The sequence below is a fragment of the Elizabethkingia miricola genome (assembly GCF_001675285.1).
Lineage (GTDB): Bacteria > Bacteroidota > Bacteroidia > Flavobacteriales > Weeksellaceae > Elizabethkingia > Elizabethkingia miricola.
In genome coordinates, this window is record NZ_LSGQ01000007.1 from 221040 (window position 1) to 240538 (window position 19499).

The 19499-nt window shown below is 37.1% G+C and carries 18 protein-coding genes; 9 read left to right on the forward strand and 9 right to left on the reverse strand.

Going from position 1 to position 19499, the window contains the following annotated elements:
- Positions 1–4 precede the first annotated feature (4 nt).
- Both ATE49_RS09220 and ATE49_RS09225 read left to right on the forward strand, forming a co-directional pair.
- Complete coding sequence (locus ATE49_RS09220) at positions 5–517, forward strand: hypothetical protein (protein ID WP_234108075.1); 513 nt, start codon at positions 5–7, stop codon at positions 515–517.
- Between the two features lie 61 nt (positions 518–578).
- Positions 579–2990, forward strand: a complete 2412-nt coding sequence (locus tag ATE49_RS09225; protein ID WP_234108074.1) for a glycoside hydrolase family 3 N-terminal domain-containing protein — start codon at positions 579–581, stop codon at positions 2988–2990.
- A 157-nt stretch (positions 2991–3147) separates the two neighbouring features.
- Here ATE49_RS09225 and ATE49_RS09230 read toward each other — a convergent pair whose 3' ends face one another.
- The 3 genes from ATE49_RS09230 to ATE49_RS09240 are packed head-to-tail and all read right to left on the reverse strand — an operon-like array spanning position 3148 to position 5645.
- Positions 3148–4095, reverse strand: a complete 948-nt coding sequence (locus tag ATE49_RS09230) for a transketolase family protein (RefSeq protein ID WP_034866266.1) — start codon at positions 4093–4095, stop codon at positions 3148–3150.
- 17 nt (positions 4096–4112) lie between these two features.
- The gene (locus ATE49_RS09235) at positions 4113–4964 is read right to left on the reverse strand and encodes a transketolase (protein WP_045183780.1); all 852 of its coding nucleotides are present in this window, start codon (positions 4962–4964) and stop codon (positions 4113–4115) included.
- 57 nt (positions 4965–5021) lie between these two features.
- Complete coding sequence (locus ATE49_RS09240; protein ID WP_065081932.1) at positions 5022–5645, reverse strand: hypothetical protein; 624 nt, start codon at positions 5643–5645, stop codon at positions 5022–5024.
- A gap of 177 nt (positions 5646–5822) precedes the next feature.
- On the opposite strand from ATE49_RS09240, the gene ATE49_RS09245 reads away from it, so the two are divergent.
- Positions 5823–6887: a peptide-N-glycosidase F-related protein gene (locus ATE49_RS09245; protein ID WP_065081933.1), complete on the forward strand. Its 1065-nt coding sequence runs from the start codon at positions 5823–5825 to the stop codon at positions 6885–6887.
- Between the two features lie 124 nt (positions 6888–7011).
- Here ATE49_RS09245 and ATE49_RS09250 read toward each other — a convergent pair whose 3' ends face one another.
- The 6 genes from ATE49_RS09250 to ATE49_RS09275 form a co-directional block, all read right to left on the reverse strand.
- Complete coding sequence (locus ATE49_RS09250; protein ID WP_065081934.1) at positions 7012–8304, reverse strand: glycosyltransferase family protein; 1293 nt, start codon at positions 8302–8304, stop codon at positions 7012–7014.
- A gap of 207 nt (positions 8305–8511) precedes the next feature.
- Positions 8512–11043: a YfhO family protein gene (locus ATE49_RS09255; RefSeq protein ID WP_065081935.1), complete on the reverse strand. Its 2532-nt coding sequence runs from the start codon at positions 11041–11043 to the stop codon at positions 8512–8514.
- 68 nt (positions 11044–11111) lie between these two features.
- The gene (locus tag ATE49_RS09260) at positions 11112–11342 is read right to left on the reverse strand and encodes a hypothetical protein (protein WP_065081936.1); all 231 of its coding nucleotides are present in this window, start codon (positions 11340–11342) and stop codon (positions 11112–11114) included.
- A gap of 10 nt (positions 11343–11352) precedes the next feature.
- Complete coding sequence (locus ATE49_RS09265; RefSeq protein ID WP_065081937.1) at positions 11353–12384, reverse strand: DUF6263 family protein; 1032 nt, start codon at positions 12382–12384, stop codon at positions 11353–11355.
- A gap of 13 nt (positions 12385–12397) precedes the next feature.
- A complete protein-coding gene (rlmB, locus tag ATE49_RS09270) occupies positions 12398–13156 on the reverse strand; it encodes a 23S rRNA (guanosine(2251)-2'-O)-methyltransferase RlmB (protein WP_059155223.1) in 759 nt (252 codons plus the stop codon).
- An 81-nt stretch (positions 13157–13237) separates the two neighbouring features.
- On the reverse strand, positions 13238–13708 hold the full coding sequence (locus tag ATE49_RS09275; protein WP_021348233.1) for a DinB family protein: 471 nt from the start codon (positions 13706–13708) through the stop codon (positions 13238–13240).
- A gap of 162 nt (positions 13709–13870) precedes the next feature.
- On the opposite strand from ATE49_RS09275, the gene ATE49_RS09280 reads away from it, so the two are divergent.
- Genes ATE49_RS09280 through ATE49_RS09305 form a run of 6 tightly spaced genes read left to right on the forward strand, consistent with a single transcriptional unit; the run spans position 13871 to position 19484 of the window.
- Positions 13871–14875 carry an AAA family ATPase gene (locus ATE49_RS09280; RefSeq protein WP_059155224.1) on the forward strand — a complete coding sequence of 335 codons (1005 nt, stop codon included), beginning with the start codon at positions 13871–13873 and terminating at the stop codon, positions 14873–14875.
- Positions 14876–14887: 12 nt separating this feature from the next.
- On the forward strand, positions 14888–15694 hold the full coding sequence (gene dapB / locus ATE49_RS09285; protein WP_065081938.1) for a 4-hydroxy-tetrahydrodipicolinate reductase: 807 nt from the start codon (positions 14888–14890) through the stop codon (positions 15692–15694).
- Between the two features lie 2 nt (positions 15695–15696).
- Complete coding sequence (locus ATE49_RS09290; protein ID WP_059345105.1) at positions 15697–16560, forward strand: DUF58 domain-containing protein; 864 nt, start codon at positions 15697–15699, stop codon at positions 16558–16560.
- Between the two features lie 5 nt (positions 16561–16565).
- A complete protein-coding gene (locus ATE49_RS09295) occupies positions 16566–17465 on the forward strand; it encodes a BatD family protein (RefSeq protein WP_081278447.1) in 900 nt (299 codons plus the stop codon).
- Complete coding sequence (locus ATE49_RS09300) at positions 17458–18477, forward strand: VWA domain-containing protein (RefSeq protein ID WP_065081939.1); 1020 nt, start codon at positions 17458–17460, stop codon at positions 18475–18477. The genes ATE49_RS09295 and ATE49_RS09300 overlap by 8 nt, the downstream gene beginning before the upstream one ends.
- Positions 18477–19484, forward strand: coding sequence for a VWA domain-containing protein (locus tag ATE49_RS09305; RefSeq protein WP_065081940.1), 1008 nt, complete (start codon positions 18477–18479; stop codon positions 19482–19484). Before ATE49_RS09300 ends, ATE49_RS09305 begins: the two co-directional genes overlap by 1 nt.
- Positions 19485–19499 lie beyond the last annotated feature (15 nt).

A 19499-nucleotide genomic window follows, 5' to 3' on the forward strand; every position in this document is an offset into this window, starting at 1 on the left:
TACAATGAATGTATTCGACAGATATCAGTTTAGGGAAAATGGCAGCGAAATCAGCTTTATGCCCAATTACAATTTTCTTCGCACTTTAGTATGGTGGCTGGTGCTTGGAATTGTTGCTGCCCCTGTTATCTACCTTTGTATGGATTATATGTCGCGGGATAATTTTCTTATAGCTCTTATAGTATGGGTACTTTATATGGTCTATTTTGTCTTCGACTTAATATTCAGGATTCCTGTAAAATATATTTTTTATAAATCTGAAAAGAGTATTTACCATAAAAATATTTTCAGCAGGAAGATTATGAATTTCGATGAGATGACTTATTTTGTAAAAGATGAAGGTGGAGGTTATTGTTATGCTATCGGGAAAAAGAAAAAGCAATTTATAAAGAACTACAGAGTAAGTAATTACTTTTCCAATTCAAAATCCTCGCAAAAGATAGAAGATGAATACTTAGAAAATATACTTTTCCCTATATTGAAACTAGTAGGAATAGCAGTTGAGAATGAAAAATGATTTTACGAAAGTAAAATCATTTTTTTATGGAAACTTGTATAACTTTGTGAAAACTAATAACATGAATATCAATAAAAGCATATTGACACTACCTTTGCTGGCAGTGTCCTTTTTAGGCTTAGCACAAAAGTTGAAAGTTTATCATAAAGACTGGATAGACTTTAACAAAAACGGGAAGAAGGATATCTTTGAAGACAGAAAAGCTCCTATCGATAAAAGAGTTGAAAACCTGCTTTCCCAAATGACCCTGCAGGAAAAAGCCAATCAGACGGTAACTCTCTACGGATACGGAAGAATTTTGAAAGATGAGCAGCCAACACCTCAATGGAAAAATGAAATCTGGGTGCATGGTCTTGCTAATATCGATGAAATGCTAAACAGCCTTCCTTATCATAAAAGTGCTGTTACAAAATATTCTTATCCTTACAGTAACCATACCGAAGCACTCAACAATATCCAGAAATGGTTTATAGAAGAAACGAGGCTCGGAATTCCTGTTGATTTTACCAATGAAGGTATACACGGCCTTACTCATGACAGGGCAACACCATTTCCCGCACCTATTAATATTGGGAGTACATGGGATAAAGACCTGGTAGGCAAAATCGGAAATACTATAGGAAAAGAAGCTTATTATCTGGGATATACAAATGTGTATGCTCCTATATTAGATGTTTCAAGAGATCCGCGATGGGGCAGGGTTGTGGAGACTTATGGAGAAGACCCGTTTATGATAGGTGAATATGGAAAGCGTATGGTAAAAGGAATCCAACAAAATGGAGTAGCCTCAACGCTGAAACATTACGCTGTTTATTCTGTGCCCAAAGGCGGGAGAGATGGCCTTGCCAGAACAGATCCGCATGTGGCTCCCAGAGAAATGCACACAATGTATCTCTATCCGTTTAAAGAAGTCATTCGTAAGGAACATCCATTGGGAGTAATGGCAAGTTATAACGATTATGATGGTGTACCCGTAATTAGCAGCAAATATTTTTTAACAGATCTGCTGCGCAAAGAATATGGATTCGATGGTTATGTAGTGTCAGACAGTGATGCACTGGAATTTGTACATAGTAAGCATCATGTAGCAAAAGATTATGAAGAAGGTATTCAGAAAGCTTTAGAAGCGGGGCTAGATGTCCGTACTAATTTCACCCAACCCAAAGAATATCTTACAGCATTGATGGATGCTCTGAAATCTGGAAAGATAAAAGAAGAAGTACTCAATGAAAGAGTAAGAGCTGTCCTGAAAACAAAGTTTAAATTAGGCCTGTTTGATGAACCGATACGGAGTTTTGCTAAAGAAGCTGATCGTAAGGTACATACTAAAGAGGACGAGGCTCTTTCTGTAGATGTTAACCGTCGTTCTGTTGTCTTACTTAAAAATGAAAAGCAAACTTTACCTCTTGATATAGGGAAATTAAAGAATATCCTGATTACAGGCCCACTGGCAGATGCAGTGAATTATACCACGAGCCGCTACGGTCCATCCAATAATCCGGTGACGACGATTCGGAAGGGGATTGAGGATTATGCTTCACTTCATCATATCAACACTTCATATGCTAAAGGCGTAGATGTTATTGATGAAGGATGGCCGGAAACAGAAATTATCCCTGTGGAACCTACAGAAAAAGAAAAGTCTGAAATAGCCAAAACAATAAGTATGGCGGAAAAATCAGATGTTATCGTTGCTGTAATGGGAGAAAGTGAAAGAGAAGTTGGAGAGAGCAGGTCGCGAAGCAGCCTGAATCTTCCGGGAAAGCAAACTTATTTCCTGCAGCAATTATACAAAACAGGAAAGCCTGTTGTATTGGTTTTGGTAAATGGAAGACCTCTCACTATAAATTGGGAAAACAAATATCTGCCTGCCATTTTGGAAACATGGTTTCTGGGACCGCAAAGTGGAAAGATTGTGGCAGAAACGCTCTTTGGGGATCATAATCCGGGAGGTAAACTTCCGATATCATTTCCTAAATCAATCGGACAGCTAGAAATGAACTTTCCAACGAAGCCTGCAGCACAGGCAGGACAGCCCGGAACCGGACCAAATGGCTCAGGCAGCAGCAGAGTTACAGGGTTTTTATATCCGTTTGGCTATGGTCTTAGCTATACCAATTTTGAATTTACTGACTTTTCTCTGTCTTCAAAAAAAATAAAAGCCGGAGATGAATTACATGTGAAACTAAAAGTAACCAATACTGGCAAAGTAAAAGGGGATGAAGTTGTTCAATTATATCTTTCAGATCTTGTGTCTTCAGTTACAACCTATGAAATGGATCTTAGAGGATTTGAGAGAGTAACTCTGGAGCCCGGGGAAACAAAAGAAGTACAATTTACCCTCAACAAAGAACATATGCAGCTGCTTAATGATAAGATGGAATGGGTTGTAGAGCCAGGAGAATTCCGGGTAAGCATAGGAAACTCTTCAGAGAATATTAGATTTAAAGAAATATTTGAAGCTGAAGATTGATCTGTACTATAAACAGGACGGTAAACAGGTTTAACTAAAAAATATTGTCAGGGTTAATGCTTAATGTTATACCCACCTTGACAAGGTTGAATAAGTTAATTCTAACTCACAAAAAAGGCCGGATATTTTCCGGCCTTTAGTATTTATAAGATTTTGATTATCTGTTCAGAATTCTTTTTACAGCTTCTTTTACAGCATCAGCATCTATTTTGTACTTCTTCATAAGTTCTGCAGGAGTTGCAGATTCTCCGAAGCTATCGTTTACAGCAACAAACTCTTGTGGAGTAGGTCTTTTTCTTGCAAGCATACCTGCAACAGATTCTCCTAAACCTCCAAGGTAGTTGTGCTCCTCAGCAGTAACAATTTTACCGGTTTTTTCTACTGACTTCAGAATGATTTCATCGTCCAAAGGTTTAATCGTGTGAATGTTGATAACTTCACAAGAAATGCCTTCTTTCTCTAACTCGTCAGCAGCAACAAGAGATTCCCAAACAAGGTGACCTGTAGCTACGATAGTTACATCTTTACCTTCTTGTAGAAGAATTCCTTTACCAATTTCGAAAGGCATATCTTCCGGAATAAATACCGGAACAGTTGGTCTACCGAAACGAAGGTATACAGGACCTTCATAATCAGCAATAGCAATAGTTGCAGCCTTTGTCTGGTTGTAGTCACATGGGTTGATTACTACCATGCCTGGTAACATTTTCATCATCCCGATGTCTTCTAAAACCTGGTGAGTAGCACCATCTTCTCCTAATGTAAGACCAGCATGCGAAGCACATATTTTTACATTTTTTCCGGAGTAAGCAATAGACTGACGGATTTGGTCATAAACTCTGGATGTAGAGAAGTTAGCGAAAGTTCCGGTAAAAGGAATTTTCCCGTTAATTGTCAAACCAGCTGCAATACCCATCATGTTAGCCTCGGCAATACCTATCTGGAAGAATCTTTCCGGAGCTTTCTCGATGAATTTTTCCATCTTCAGAGAGCCGATAAGGTCAGCGCATAAAGCAACTACATTTGGGTTTTTATCTGCAAGTTCAGCAAGCCCTGCTCCAAAGCCTGAACGTGTATCTTTTTTTTCTGTATAGGTGAATTTCATTTTTTTGTTTTGAAGAATTAATAGTCTGCTACCTCGTCTAATTGTAACTGATCCAAAGCTTTGGCTAGTTGCTCATCATTAGGAGCTTTTCCGTGCCAAGCGTGCGATCCCATCATATAGTCTACTCCGTAACCCATCTCCGTATGCAAAAGAATAACTACAGGCTTTCCTTTTCCTGTTTCTTCTTTTGCTCTGCCCAGAATTCCGATTACTGACTCCAGGTTGTTACCGTTTTTCTCTTCCAGAACTTCCCATCCGAAAGCTTCTAACTTAGCGTGAAGATTACCAAGGCTTAATACATCATCTGTATCACCATCAATTTGTCTTCCGTTATAATCTATTGTAGCAATAATATTATCTACTTTCTTAGCAGCAGCATACATGAAAGCTTCCCATACCTGTCCTTCCTGAAGCTCACCATCTCCATGTAATGTATATACAAGAGCTGTATCACCATCTAATTTTTTACCCTGTGCAGCACCGATAGCTACAGAAAGTCCCTGTCCTAATGAACCGGAAGCGATTCTGATACCAGGTAAACCTTCATGAGTTGTAGGGTGGCCCTGTAATCTTGAATTTAATTTTCTGAAAGTATTCAGCTCTTCAACAGGGAAGAAGTCGAATCTTGCTAGTGTACTATAATATACAGGAGAAATATGTCCGTTGGACAAAAAGAAAAGATCTTCTCCTTTTCCTTCCATAGTAAATGGTAACTTGTAGTTCATCACTTTACCGTATAATGCAGTAAAAAACTCAGTACAACCTAAAGAACCTCCAGGGTGACCACTGTTTACAGCATGAACCATACGTACAATATCTCGGCGGATTTGTGTAGCGATGTTGCTTAATTCATCAATACTCTTAGTCATAATTAAATTTATTTCCGAGCAAAAATAAGGAAATTATATGGTTTTTGAGGAATGAGATTAGTCGACTTCTATTTTTATTTTTCCAATATTTGCAGCTTTATATCCTATCGTCTGTATACAAGCCTTAGCTGTACAATTATAAGCCTGAAGAGATTTGTCCTTTATACTTCCTATTATAATATAAGGAATACGTTGTGACTGCTCATCCGAATGTATACCTGCGAGAATAAAACGATCGTTGTCTATCCATACAGCATCCTCTATCCATGCAGAAGATCCCATAAAATAGATCCGGGAACTTTTGTGATTTTGCATATCGCCAAGGTCCACCTGTGAGTCTATGTCGTATGCTGCTATATACTTCTTTTTCTTTTCATCATAATAGACAGAAGAACTGTACAAATCAATAAAATGTTTTTTATCCGGAGAGAAAATCAGCAGGTTCTTATAGTTTTTTACGAATGCAGTAAATTCTCTGACAGGCTGATCTTCCTGAGAAATATTATCAAATCCGAAATTATTATGTGCTTTGAAATTTTGAACAGAAAACCCCGGAATAGAAGCTTTCCAGGTTTTGAGTTGCCGGTCTAAAATCTTTTGAAAATCAGATAAATCCTGTGGTGCTTTTTGTCCAAAAGCAAAAGAACTAAGTAGTACAAAAACAATCAGGTAATTTTTCATCCATATATATTTAACTAAAAGTAATAAAAATAGAAGATCTGTATTGAGTATTGTTGATGTTTTATAATTTGAATGATTAAAAAATGAATCTTTGTTAATAAATCAGTGTTTAATTTGACTTTTAAAACGATTTATTAAATAAATACGATATATTCGTATAACAAATCGCAATAAATTATGAAAAAACTACTAATTCTTAGTGTATCTGCTTACTTGATGGCAGGTATCGTTTCGTGCAAAGGTGTAGACAGTGCAACACCTGTAACAGAAGATCGCTTAGCTCTGAATGCGGTAAATGCTCCGGCAGATAATACCGTAAATATTAAAACATTCGACAAAGTAAAAAATGCCTTTGGCGATGGATTGTCCCAAAGTGCTGAAGGAACCTTTACATTTCCGGTCGATGTAACAACTGTAAAAACAATTAAGATGTTCATTAAAAATGAATGTCCTAACAAAACTTGTGATGAATGGGATCGTTATGCCAATGTTTATGTAAAAAATAAAACAACAGGAGAATGGTATGAAATAGGACGCTTTATTACTCCATATTGGGTGGGTACGGAAAAATTACCTCGTGGACTGGAAATTGATGTTACCGATTTCAAATCTTTACTGTCCGGAAATACAGAGCTTAAAATTTATACGGAGACATGGCTTGCCAAAGGAAGAGAATACAGTGTAGACTTTGATATTGTATATGGTACACCGGATTATAAATATTCGGCAGTAGTACCTGTAATCCAATATAACAAATCATCCATTGATGGTGTTCCTTATGGTAAAGCACATACACTGGGATTAAAAAAGAATATTCAGTTACCAACAAACACGGAAAAAGCTTATCTTAGAACTACTATTTCCGGATGGGGACATGCCAAGCCATATGATGCGGGAAGTAGGGGCTGTGCAGAATGGTGCTTCAGAACACATACTATAGCAATAAATAATGCGAATACTTTCCAACACCAGCTGGGTACTTTAGGATGTTCAGCAAACCCTATTAATAATCAGAGTCCGGGAAATTGGGCTCCTGACAGAGCAGGATGGTGTCCGGGAATGGCGGTGCCAACACGTATAGATGTGTTGAATAACTCTTTAACGGGTAGTACTTTTAGTTATGAATATAAGTTCCAGAACTGGACAAATAACGGAACCAATGGAGATGCTTTTTATGCAATTTCCAGTTTTGTAATTGCAAAAAGTAATACACCTATTAGTGCTCCGGTAGTTACAAACTAAAAAACAGCATATATTCATTTATAGATAAAACCGCCTTGGCAAGGAATCAATTACTTTTCGGGTATTTGAAAAACACCCCGCAGATGAATATCTGCGGGGTGTATTAATATTGATGTGTAAATTATTATATTATTGAGTCGAGAAGCTGAGCAAGTTTAGCTGTAAGGTTTCTTCTTGAAAACTGCATTAGGTTTTCAGAATTCTGGTTAACAGTATTATTTTTCCAACTGTCATAATTTTCAAGAATAAAAGATCTTATAGCCTCATGATCCTGGTAGGTGAAGTGTTTACCTGCTTTAGTTTCATTCAGGATTTTTTCAACATCTGCCTTTTCCGGCCCTACAGAAAGAATAGGGTTTTGTGTGGCCAGGTATTCAAATATTTTCCCCGGAATAATTCCTGCCGATTCTTGTTTCGGGAAATTGGTAATCAATAGCATATCTGCATTTTCCATTTCCTTTACGGATTGTTCATGCGGAATATATCCAATTAGGTTCAGATTATCTTTTACGGGAGAACTTTGTAGATTTTCAAGTATAATATCATCCACACGTCCTACAAACCGAAGTTCAAAATTTTGGGCAAAATCAGAATTTTCCCGAACAATATCGGATAATACCTTCCATAGATTTTCAGGATTTCTCAGCTGCTCCAAAACACCGATATAAGACAGTGTGAACTTTGAATTTTTAACGGATTTTTTATTGAGCTCCTCTTTATCAAAACCATTAGTAATACAAGCAGAGTTAGCACCTGCTTTTCTAAAGTTTTCTGCATCACCATAGCTGGTTGCGAGAGTAACATCAGCTGTCTGAAATACTTCTTTTTCCAGCTTTCGGTGTTTCTGATCTGCCCATGAAGTCAGTTTCAGGTGTTTGTAATATGAAATTTCCGTCCAGGGATCACGAAAGTCTGCAATCCATTTAATAGCAGGAAAGTGTTTTTTCAGACCTTTTCCTATCAAATGAAGACTATGAGGAGGTCCTGTCGTTACAATAACATCTACCGGATTAGCTTCAAGGTATTTTTTCAGAAAAGAAATTGATGGGTTAACCCAAAATTTTCGGGCATCCGGAATAAAGAAATTACCACGGACAAAAATAGAAAGTTTAGATTTCCACGACTGGTTTTTTCCTACGTCGAATTGTCCAGCTTTAAATTTTTTATTCTTTTTGTTTAGCTTTTCAGCAAGCTGATAAGGCTCCCAGATTTTGTTCTGTATAATCTGTATATCCTTTGGAACATCTTTTACCAGACTCTCATCCAGTAGAGGATAAGACGGGTTCTCCGGTGTATAAATAATAGGTTCCCAGTTGTTCTCCGGGAGATATTTGGCAAACTTTAGCCAACGCTGTACACCAGGTCCACCCGCAGGAGGCCAGTAATAAGTAATGATAAGAATTTTTTTCTGCTTCATAATTTTAACCGCATAAGTGGCAAAATAGAAAGTATATGCTCAGAGCCTGAATTTATGAACCACATAGAAACATCGTTTTTATAATGTAAATGAAGGTGTCTCCGACACTAATTGAGAGTACATAGCTAATGTGTAAACTTTCATTTATCCAATAACCTGACTATGTATCTATGTGGTTGATTAAAATTTAAATATACCTATAGTGATTTATTTTTCACTTTTGGTAGCTTGTTGTTTTTTGCGGTTCATAAAAATAAAACCCAATGCAGCTAATAAAACAAATACACCTACAGAAGCCAGTGAAATAGCTTTTCCTTTTTGGATTACTTCCGGTTCAAAAGCCATTCTAATCTCATGTTTTCCAGCAGGAACATGAACGGCCCGTAAAAGATAATCTGCTTTTATATAGTCTGTTTCCTTTCCGTCGATATAGAATTTCCATCCATGTGGATAATAGATCTCAGACATTACTGCTAACTGAGGCGTTGCAGATGAGGTTTGATATACGATTTCATTAGGCTGATATGTTTTAACTGCAATCTTTGCAGCAGGATCTGCCTGAAGAGCTTTTCCGTTAAAATATTTCTCATCTTCTTTCCCGATAACAGCTACCTTTTTATTATCAACTTTGGAAATAAGATCAATTTCTTCATTTGGAGTACCCGCTATTTTTACCTCACTTACAAACCATGCAGGCCCGTTGGCAAATGGATTTTCCTTTGGCTGAATACCCGTGCTATCTGCCACCAGTACATATTTGGTGTTAAGCATATTCAGTACATTCGGATCTCCTCCGCCACTAAAATATTTGCTGATAAGATCATCATAACGTCGAAGCTTTGCAGCACTATAACCACCTACGGAGTTTACAAAGTAAGAGGTATTGGTCTCATTGAAAGGTCCTAACAAAGTATTGAAAACCCTGTAATGACTTTTATCCGCTTTAGCTATATTTTCCAGTGCATGATTAACAGGAGCCTGTTGTAAAAGTCCTTCGATATAGGAATTACCATTTGATTTTGCCAGAAAACTTTCAGAAGCTTCTGTAATAAACGGATTTCTTGCAAACATTTTATCTGCAAAATTGTCATTGTTCAGATAGCGCTTGTTTACTGTCCACAGGTCAAATAAACTAACCAAGCCGATAATAATTAAAGCGATATTCTGATTCAGTTTTTGTTTCATTACCATGAACATAGCCCCGGCTGTAATCAATACATATAATATTGCTTTTATAGCATCAGTACGGAACATGGAATATCTTTCACCAACTAAATAATCAAGAAGATAAGACGGTAAATATTGTCCCTCTAAATCTGTATGGAAACCCAGAATGGTTTTACCAAAAAGAATTAAAATTAAGGTAATCCCGACAACACCTCCAGTCGTGTAGGTAAGAACTTTCTGTTTATATTCGGCTGTTAATTTTTCATCTGTAAAGAAACGGTACAGTCCGATAATAGCGATAAAAGGGAAGAGTAATTCCACAACAACCAGAATTGAAGATGGAGCTCTGAATTTATTATATACCGGTACATAGTCTATAAAGAAATCAGTTAACGGCATAAAATTGCTTCCCCATGCCAGCATAATGGTAAGCGCAGAAGCACCAAGAATCCACCATCTGTATTTTGGCCATGCAAAGAAAAATCCTAATATTGCAAGAAATACAACAACAGCACCCTGATATGCAGGTCCTGACGTTCCAGGCTGATCTCCCCAATAAGTAAGACTTCCGGTAAGACCTTTCATCATATTATTTACTTCCTGTTGAGAAGTTGCATTTTCCTGTACCAGCTGCTGAAGCTTTTCGGTCATTTTATCGCTGCCTTCTTCCTGACTTGCTCCACCCATTAATCTCGGAATAAACAAGTTTAAGGTTTCCAGTTTTCCATAGCTCCACATGGTAATGTTTTCTTTATCCATTCCATGTGTATCTTTCTTTCCTACGGAAGAGGACAAGATTTGCTTTCCACGAACTGTTTCTTTAACATATTCCGCATTTGAAAGCATTCTCTGACTGTTCATGCCTAATCCTAAGACCATAGCAACACCGACAATAGCTGTGGAAATAAAGAAATGTTTATAATCTTTGGTTTTCAGTATAGCACGCAGCAATTCCGAAAGGAAAAAGAAGCCCAGACCTATAAACAGATAATACGTCATCTGCGGGTGATTGGCCATAATCTGTAAGGCCATAAACACCGTTGTGGAGACAAATCCCCAGAAATAATTTCTTCGGATGTATACCAAAATTATTGAGGCTACCAGAGGAGCGAGATAAGCAATGGTATGAACTTTACCATTGTGCCCTGCTGCTATGATAATAAAGAAATAAGTGGACATCCCGAAGAATGTAGCGCCCAAAAGTGCATATTTCCAATTTCGGAGTGCAACCATTCCCAAAAAGAAAAATCCTGAAAATAATAAGAACAGATAATTGGCAGGTTTGGGTAAAAACATCAGCACATCATCTAATTTTTTGATGATATCACCCCGAAACTGAGCCCCGGTCTGGTAGGTAGGCATACCTCCAAACATTGCATCACTCCAGTATGTTTCACTGCCACCTTTGGCACGATATTCAAGCATTTCCTGTGCACCACCGCGATATTGAACAATATCGTGCTGAATAAGCTCTTTACCTGTTAAAACAGGATTGGCATAGAAAATGGCCAAAAGCACGAATAACACAAGGCTGACGCCAATAAAAATACTATTTCTGTTGCTTATTTTCATTCGTATATTTTTGTTTATGGCTTTACCACTGATTCTTTTGGGAACATAAATAATTTATTGAATATAGATTATTTATTTTTTTCCTCTTTAATTTCTTCGTATTCTACAGTTTCTGCATCCCAGTTAAGATTTTGTTTGTTCTTTTGCTGAGACTGGTTTTCTTGTTTTTTTTGTTTTTCGGACGCTTGTTGTCCGGTCATCCCCTGATAAAATGGCTGAAAAAATATTCTTTTCAGGATATTCCATACAAAGAAGATGATGATTACAATTAGAATGAATTCAAACAAATATTTGAACATTGCTTTTTGCTTAAGGGTTTATTTTAGTTGTTGAAACATTTTTCTGCGTTGCAGATTGCGTTTGTTTTCCGTCGCTTAAAGTTTGCGATTGGGTAGAGGTCATTGTAAGAGCAGATGATTTCATCCATCCTGTCTGTGTATCAAGCTTCAAAGATCCGTTTTGTATTCCCTGAAGACTGATTGTTTGGGTAACCCCGTTTTGCGATTGTTTGTCAGTTTTCTTAGGAATTCCACCGGCTACTGTAATTTCAGCAATACCATTTTCTACTTTTGCTAAAGTAAAAGTTGTAGAGCTTTTTAGTTTTCCGTCCGGGCTTAGATTATTGCTTTCAGTAAAACTCTGGCCAATTTTTAATCCTTTTTCAGGAAAAAGATTGATATTGGTTTTAAATTGTGCCTTCAAAGCTTCCTGATTAAATCCTTGTTTAAATCCTTCATTCAGTGCTTTACGCTGATTAGCATCTTTTACAGCACTATTTACTGCTGTATTCACTTTAGCATAAATAGGATCGAAGCCTTCGAAAGAAATAATTTTTCCGGTTTCACTCATTTTCATTTTCAGAGTGTTCCCCATCAATGCTTTATTTACTTTCCAAAAGATTTTCAGATTTTCATTTTTAGGCTCAGCTCCGTTTGTGTCAACACTAAGCGTTTGTCCCTGAACTGATCCTGTTTGCTTTTTAGAGATGAAATGTACGTCCACATCATAAACTCCTTTGTCGAAGTTTGTCACGGTGAAAGTCATATCATCCGTTGTCTCATTGGTATTAGATTGAGTTTTGTCACCCATTGTCATGCTCTGAACATCTTTCTGTGACAAAACAAAAGGATAAGCTTTTCCTTTCTCTAATTTATATTTAAGGGTATAAACGCCAGCAGAATCAGAAATAGCAGGCTTTACTTCTGCTTTCGCTTCTGGTGAAGTTTCTGTCGTTGTTGTTTCTGTTTTATTACCCTCGGTTTTTGTTTCAGTCGTTTTTCCTTCCTTTTTACATGCAATCAGTGATAAACTTATTGCTGCAAAAGCTAATACTTTCTTCATTTCTTTGTAGTTTTTAGTGATTGATAATTCTCTGTCTTACGGCTTCATATAGAATAGCACCACATGCGACAGATACATTAAGTGATTGTGTTTTTCCTTCAATAGGTAGTTTTATTTTTTCATCAGCATGATGAAGGACCTCTTTGGAGATTCCTGTTTCTTCATTCCCCATAACAATGCATACAGGTTCTGTAAAGTTTTCTTCGTAAATAAGCTTCTGAGCTTTCTCTGTAGCTGCAAAAACTTTTATACCCGACTGTTGAAGAAAATCTACGGCATGAGCAAGGTTCTTCTCTTTGCAAATTTTCACATTATAAAGAGCTCCTGCTGAAGTTTTAATAGCATCCGAATTAATAGGAGCAGCTCCCTTTTCCGGAATAATGATAGCATCTACACCTACACATTCTGCAGTACGGCTTATTGCACCAAAGTTTCTTACATCGGTTAAACGATCCAATATCAGAATGAAAGGAGTCTTGCCTTCTTCAAAAAGCTGTGGCAAAACATCTTCTATTTTATAAAAAGGGATATCTGATATAAATGCAACAACACCCTGGTGATTCTTCCGCGTAAAACGGTTTAACTTTTCCACAGGAACATAATTGGCACGGAGATTATGCTCAGCCAAAAGTTTTTTTAGTTCAGCAACGATAGGTCCCTGTAATCCGTTTTGTACAAATACTTTATCTACAGTTTTACCTGCTTCTATTGCTTCTATTACAGGTCTTAACCCAAATATGAAATCGTCTTTTTTATCTTTATTTTCTTGCATTCAATATTCTTTTAAATATTATTCTCCTGCAAAGAGGAGACCTATTTTTCAAAATTAACCGTTTTTTATGGTACTTTTATATTAATACATTTCTCCTATAATAGCTCTTTTCTGTGCCATTATATATCCAAGGTGCTGACCTTCATGTATATTATTGAAGAGTACTGCATCTTCAATATTTTTAAGATCCATTCCCAGACTCGTGGAGTAATGCGTGTAATCCAGAAAGAAATTTTCGTCATAGTCATTTGCCATAATTCTGGAAGTTTCAGAAAGCAGAAAATTAAGATCTTCTATTTCTTCCTGCGATACATCCAGATTTGGTAATGTCCCCTTTTTATAAGTTTCAATCCAATATTTGTCTATTCTGAAAGGATTTCCGCTCAGGTAGTATATTAATAGTTGCTGTGTTGCCACACAATGTGCAATATTCCAATAGATATTGTTATTAAAGCCATCGGGAATCATCATTAAATCCTGGTGACTGGTTTTCTGAAGGACATCGGCAAGGTTTCTTCTAATAACACGATGTGCTTTGAAAAGGTTATTCACTATTTATTCAGATTAATTTGCTCCAAAAGTAATCTAAATCGTGCAAATTGCCTAATTTTAAACGCTTAACTTTAACAAACTTTAACGATAAATAACGTTTAATTATGGTGGTTTTTGCAATGTTTTTGCAGAAATTTACCCACTAAAATTGAATTTAAGTCTATGTCAGAATATAATCAAGCAGAGGATATTAAAATTTTAATGGAAAAGGTGAAGGAGAAGAATTATTTTTTCTCACTTTTGAAGTCAGAAGTCAACAAAGTTATTATAGGTCAGGAATATATGATCGACAGACTTCTAATAGGACTTTTAGGAAACGGACACGTTCTGTTGGAGGGAGTTCCGGGACTGGCGAAGACGTTGGCGATAAAAACATTAGCCGATGCTGTACAGGGGCAGTACTCCAGAATTCAGTTTACACCGGACTTATTGCCTGCTGATGTAGTTGGGACTATGATCTACAATGTAAAAGACAACGACTTTTCAATTAAAAAAGGACCTGTATTTGCAAATTTTGTACTGGCTGATGAGATTAACCGTGCACCTGCAAAAGTACAGTCAGCATTATTGGAAGTAATGCAGGAAAAGCAAGTAACGATAGGAGATACAACAATGAAGTTACCAAAACCATTTTTGGTATTGGCTACCCAAAACCCGATTGATCAGGAAGGTACCTATCTGTTGCCGGAAGCGCAATCCGACCGTTTTATGATGAAGTGTAGTATAGATTATCCTACATTTGAAGATGAGCGTAAAGTAATGCGTATGGTTTCTACATCAGATATCCCACAAATTAATCCTATTATATCGCTGGAACAGATTGTTGAAGCTAAAGAACTTATCAACAAAATCTATTTGGACGAGAAGATAGAAAAATACATTCTGGATATGGTTTTTGCAACCCGTTATCCGGAACAATATGGATTATCAGATCTTAAAAACTACATTACTTTCGGAGCATCACCAAGGGCATCTATCAACCTTGCAATTGCTTCCAGAGCATTAGCATTTATCAGAGGGCGTGCATTCGTTATTCCGGAAGATGTGAAAGAAATATCGAAAGATGTACTACGCCACAGAATTGGATTAAGTTTTGAGGCTGAAGCTGAAGAAATGACGGCTGAGAAAATTATTGATGCTGTTTTGTCTAAAGTACAGGCTCCGTAATTATTTTGTAAAATGAGTATTAAAATATGTATTGCTGGAGCAACAGGCTGGGCAGGTTCGGCGCTTAGTAAAGGAGTATTAAAAGATCAGGATATCACTTTGATCTCGGGGATATCAAGAAGTAATGCAGGAGGTAATCTTGCAGACATCCTTGATATTACAACTCCTAAAATTCCGGTTTTTAAAGATATTGAAGAAGCTTTGGAAGGACCTTCTTTTGATCTTCTTTTTGAGTTTACAAAACCAGTAATTGCCAAACATAACATTATACAGGCTATAAAAGCCGGAAAAGATGTTATTGTAGGAACATCCGGATTGTCAGATAATGACTATGCAGAAATTGAAGTGTTGGCGAATCAATACGGAGTTTCGGTTTTAGCGGTTGGAAATTTTGCAATTACAGCTGTATTGCTGCAGAAATTTTCAGTAATGGCAGCAAAGTATATTCCTAATTTCGAAATTATAGATTATGCCAGCCACTCAAAGCCGGATGCTCCAAGCGGAACGACTTTGGAATTGGCAAAGAAAATATCGGAAGTACAAACCTCTACTGATATTGTAAAAGATGAAGATGTAATTGGTTATGCCAAGACAAGGGGTGAGAAAATAAACGGAGTCAGAGTTCATTCAGTAAGACTTCCTAATTATATGATTTCTGTAGAATCTATATTTGGATTAAATGATGAACGCTTAACGATTCGCCATGATTCCGGTATGGGAGCTGAACCTTATGTACAGGGGGCAATTCTGGCGATTAAAAAGATAAACACTTTTAAAGGCTTCAGAAGAGGTCTGGACAGTGTTTTGGATGAAGCATAATAATGGATATAAAAGATATTGTAAAAAAAGTAAAGCAGATAGAAATCCGGACTAAGAGAAGTACGGATGCTATGCTCATGGGGCAATATCACAGCGCTTTCAAAGGACAGGGGATGACTTTTTCTGAAGTCAGACAATACCAGTTCGGAGATGATATCCGAAGAATTGACTGGAACAAAACAGCGCGTTTCCGGGAGCCTTATGTAAAAGTAATGGAGGAGGAACGAGAGTTGACTGTAATGCTGATGGTTGATATCTCAGCTTCTATGAATTATGGTACTCATGCCTCGCTGAAAAGAGAATATGTGGCCGAAATTTGTGCGACACTTGGATTTTCTGCGGTAACTAATAATGATAAAGTAGGACTTATTCTGTTCGCAGATAAAGTATATAAAGTTATTCCCCCAAAGAAGGGAAGACCACATGTGTTGGCTATTATCAGCAGTATTCTGAATGCCGATTATATTCCGTCAGCAACCAATCTGGACGGTGCACTGGGCTATCTGATGAAAGCTTTTAAAAAGAAGAGCTATGTTTTTCTTCTTTCAGATTTCAACGATAAGTTTGATGTAAAGAGCCTTCGGGTCGTAGGAAATAAACATCAGCTTCTGGGTTTCGGGGTGTACGATGAAAAGGATCTACAGATTCCGGATATCGGATATGCTTTACTAAATGATGCTGAGACCGGAGAAAAAAAATGGGTGAATACATCCAGCGCAAGATGGCGGTATCAGTTTGCAGAGCAGCAAAAACAAAAAATTAAAAATACAGAAGAAGCGTTTGATAAAAGTGCTTCAGTATTCTTGAAACTCAATACAGGGCAGGATTATACCAAGCCATTGTATAATTATTTTCAGACACGATAAAATTGATGATGAAAAGAATTTTTTTATTCTGTTTTATAGCAATTAGCCTTTTAGGTTTCGGACAGACACTCTCCTCGCAATTGTCCGACAATACCCTGGTTTTGGGAGAGCAGGGAGAATTTAAGATTAATATCAGTAATGTTACAGGACTAGATGTTCAGGCGGCTCCGAAAAATGAGATATTGCCTTTTCATTTCGAAATCCTTAGTGATAGCATTCAGCGTACCCCTAATCTATATACCAGAACCATAAAATTTCAGGTTTTTGAAGAAGGAAAATTTAAGATTCCACCAATTGAAATTAAAGCCGGAGATAAAGTACTGACGACAATACCCTATGAGGTAGAAGTTATAAACACTGCTAAAAAAGGGGAACAGATTAACGATATTATGAACAATAAAGACGTTGAACTGGGCTGGCAGGATTACTGGAGTCTGTATAAATTCTATATATGGATTGCATTAGTAGTTATCGCTATTATTGTTCTGATCTGGATGCTTGTTAAATGGGGAAGAGCCAAGAAAACTTCACCAACTGTAAAGACTAACTTCACACTTCAGGAACTGGAAAAGCTAAGGGGTAAAAAATATATTGAAAACAATGACTTCCGTAGCTTCTATATAGAGCTTATTGATATTACAAGAAATTTCCTGTCCGGCCAATATGGTTTCCCGGCAAAGGAATTGTTGACTGATGATCTTTTGGATTACATGAAGGGACAGAACAAAATATCAGAAGCCAATGAAAAAATTCTTGCTGAAGTCTTTGAACGTGGAGATTTAGCTAAATTTGCAAAGGTTATTCCTTCGCATACAGAAATGGAAGCCGATTTCAATAATATTAAAGAATTTGTGAAGAGGTCTTATAAAGACATAGAATTTGAAAATCTGAGAAAACATGTCTGATCTTTTTGCTCCTTTGGGTTTAAACTTCGAGTTTGAAAGCCCGTGGCTTTTACTTTTATTTCTCTTATTTATTCCGCTGCTGATAAGGGATCTTATCAGGGGAAAAAATGAAGGAATTAAAGTTCCGACTACCGAAGGAATGTCCCGTCCCTCCGGGATTGGTTTCTTATTTTTTATACTGAAGTGCACCAAATATATCATTCTTTCATGTATTATACTGGCATTGGCCCGTCCAAGGACTTTTACTGTAGCACAAGATCAGAATGATGGAAAAGGTATCGATATTATGCTTTCGGTAGACGTCTCTTTTAGTATGTTATCTAAAGATCTGGAGCCGGACAGACTGCGTGCCTTATCCAAAATAGCACAGAAATTTGTAGGTGACAGGCCTGGGGACCGAATAGGATTAGTGGCTTATGCCGGAGAAGGATTTTTGAAGGTGCCGCTTACGACGGACCATGAAGCCGTTAAGCAGGAAATTGCAAGTCTGAACCCAAATGAATTATCGGCAGGTACTGCAATAGGAGAAGGATTGGCGGTTGCGGTTAATCACCTTAAAGACAGTAAAGCCAAAAGTAAGATTATTATTCTGATGACAGATGGGGTACAGACTATCAAAAATAGCCTGGAGCCTGCTATTGCTGCAGAATTGGCGGCGAATAATCATATAAAGGTTTACACAATCGGAATCGGAACAAATGGTTATGCGCTAACGCCTACGGGGATTGATCCTTTTTTCGGTGATCTTATTTATACAGAGCAGAAAGTAGAAATTGATGAGCTGGCATTGCAAAATATAGCATCAGTTACTGGTGGTAAATATTTCCGGGCAACTTCTAATGAAAGTCTTCAGCAGATTTATGAAGAGATTAATCAGCTGGAGAAATCGGATATCAAAGTGGCCAAGATGTATGATTATAAAGAGTATTTCAGGTATTTTCTTTGGATAGCGCTTATCGTATTACTTTTAGATGCTTTATGGAGATGGATAATGTATAAAATTTTGACGTAATGGACTGGACTTTTGAAAATTATAATTATCTGTTTCTGTTACTATTGGTGCCGCTGATGTGGCTGCTGATTGCTAATTTTATACGCTGGCGCGAAAAACGCAGAAAACTGTTTGCAGATTCTGGTTTTCATTCTATTTTATTTGCTTCTAAAAGCAAGTATAAATATGTTTTTATTCCTCTTTATATTCTTGCTTTTTCCTTTTTAATTCTTGCTTTTGCAGACTTGTTAGGGGGTAAAGAGGAAATGAAGGTAAGTCATAAGATTGCGAATGTAGTCCTGCTGATGGATGTATCCAACTCGATGAATGCAGAAGATGTTCAGCCGGACAGCAGATTAGGTCGTGAGAAAAAGATTGTTCTGGAGACGCTGAAGAACATGAAAGATGAAAGAGTTGGTATTGTAGTCTTTGCAGGAAATGCTGTATCTATTATGCCGCTGACTACCGATTATACAGCCGTAGAAACTTATATTAATTCAATAGAAACAAGCATTATCGGACAGCAGGGAACAGATTTTCTGGTGGCTATGCGTGAAGCAGCGAAAATGTATAAGAATACGGGAAAGAATGGCAGAAATGTAGTATTGATTAGTGATGGTGAAGATAACGAGGGGCATGATAAGGAAGCTGCTGCTTTGGCCAAGAATCAGAATATTAAGATTACAGCTGTCGGAGTAGGGACGGAACAGGGAGCTCCGGTTCCGGATTATATGTATGGACAGCTAATGGGCTATAAAAATACACCTTATGGTGAACCTGTGATTTCGAAACGGGAAACTCAGGCTTTGGTACAGATGTCCAACGGAACAGGAGGAACGTATATAGACGGAAACAACGATAATGCAGCAACACAACTAATTAGTGCTCTGGATAAATTGAAAAGTGACACTGAAATTACAACCAATTCTCAGTCTTCAATCCATTATTATCAGTGGTTTTTGGGGATTTCGTTTATTCTGTTTTTTATAATATATTTAACAAATCCAAAAAGAGATTTTAACATATAAAAGGCTAATTTTGTA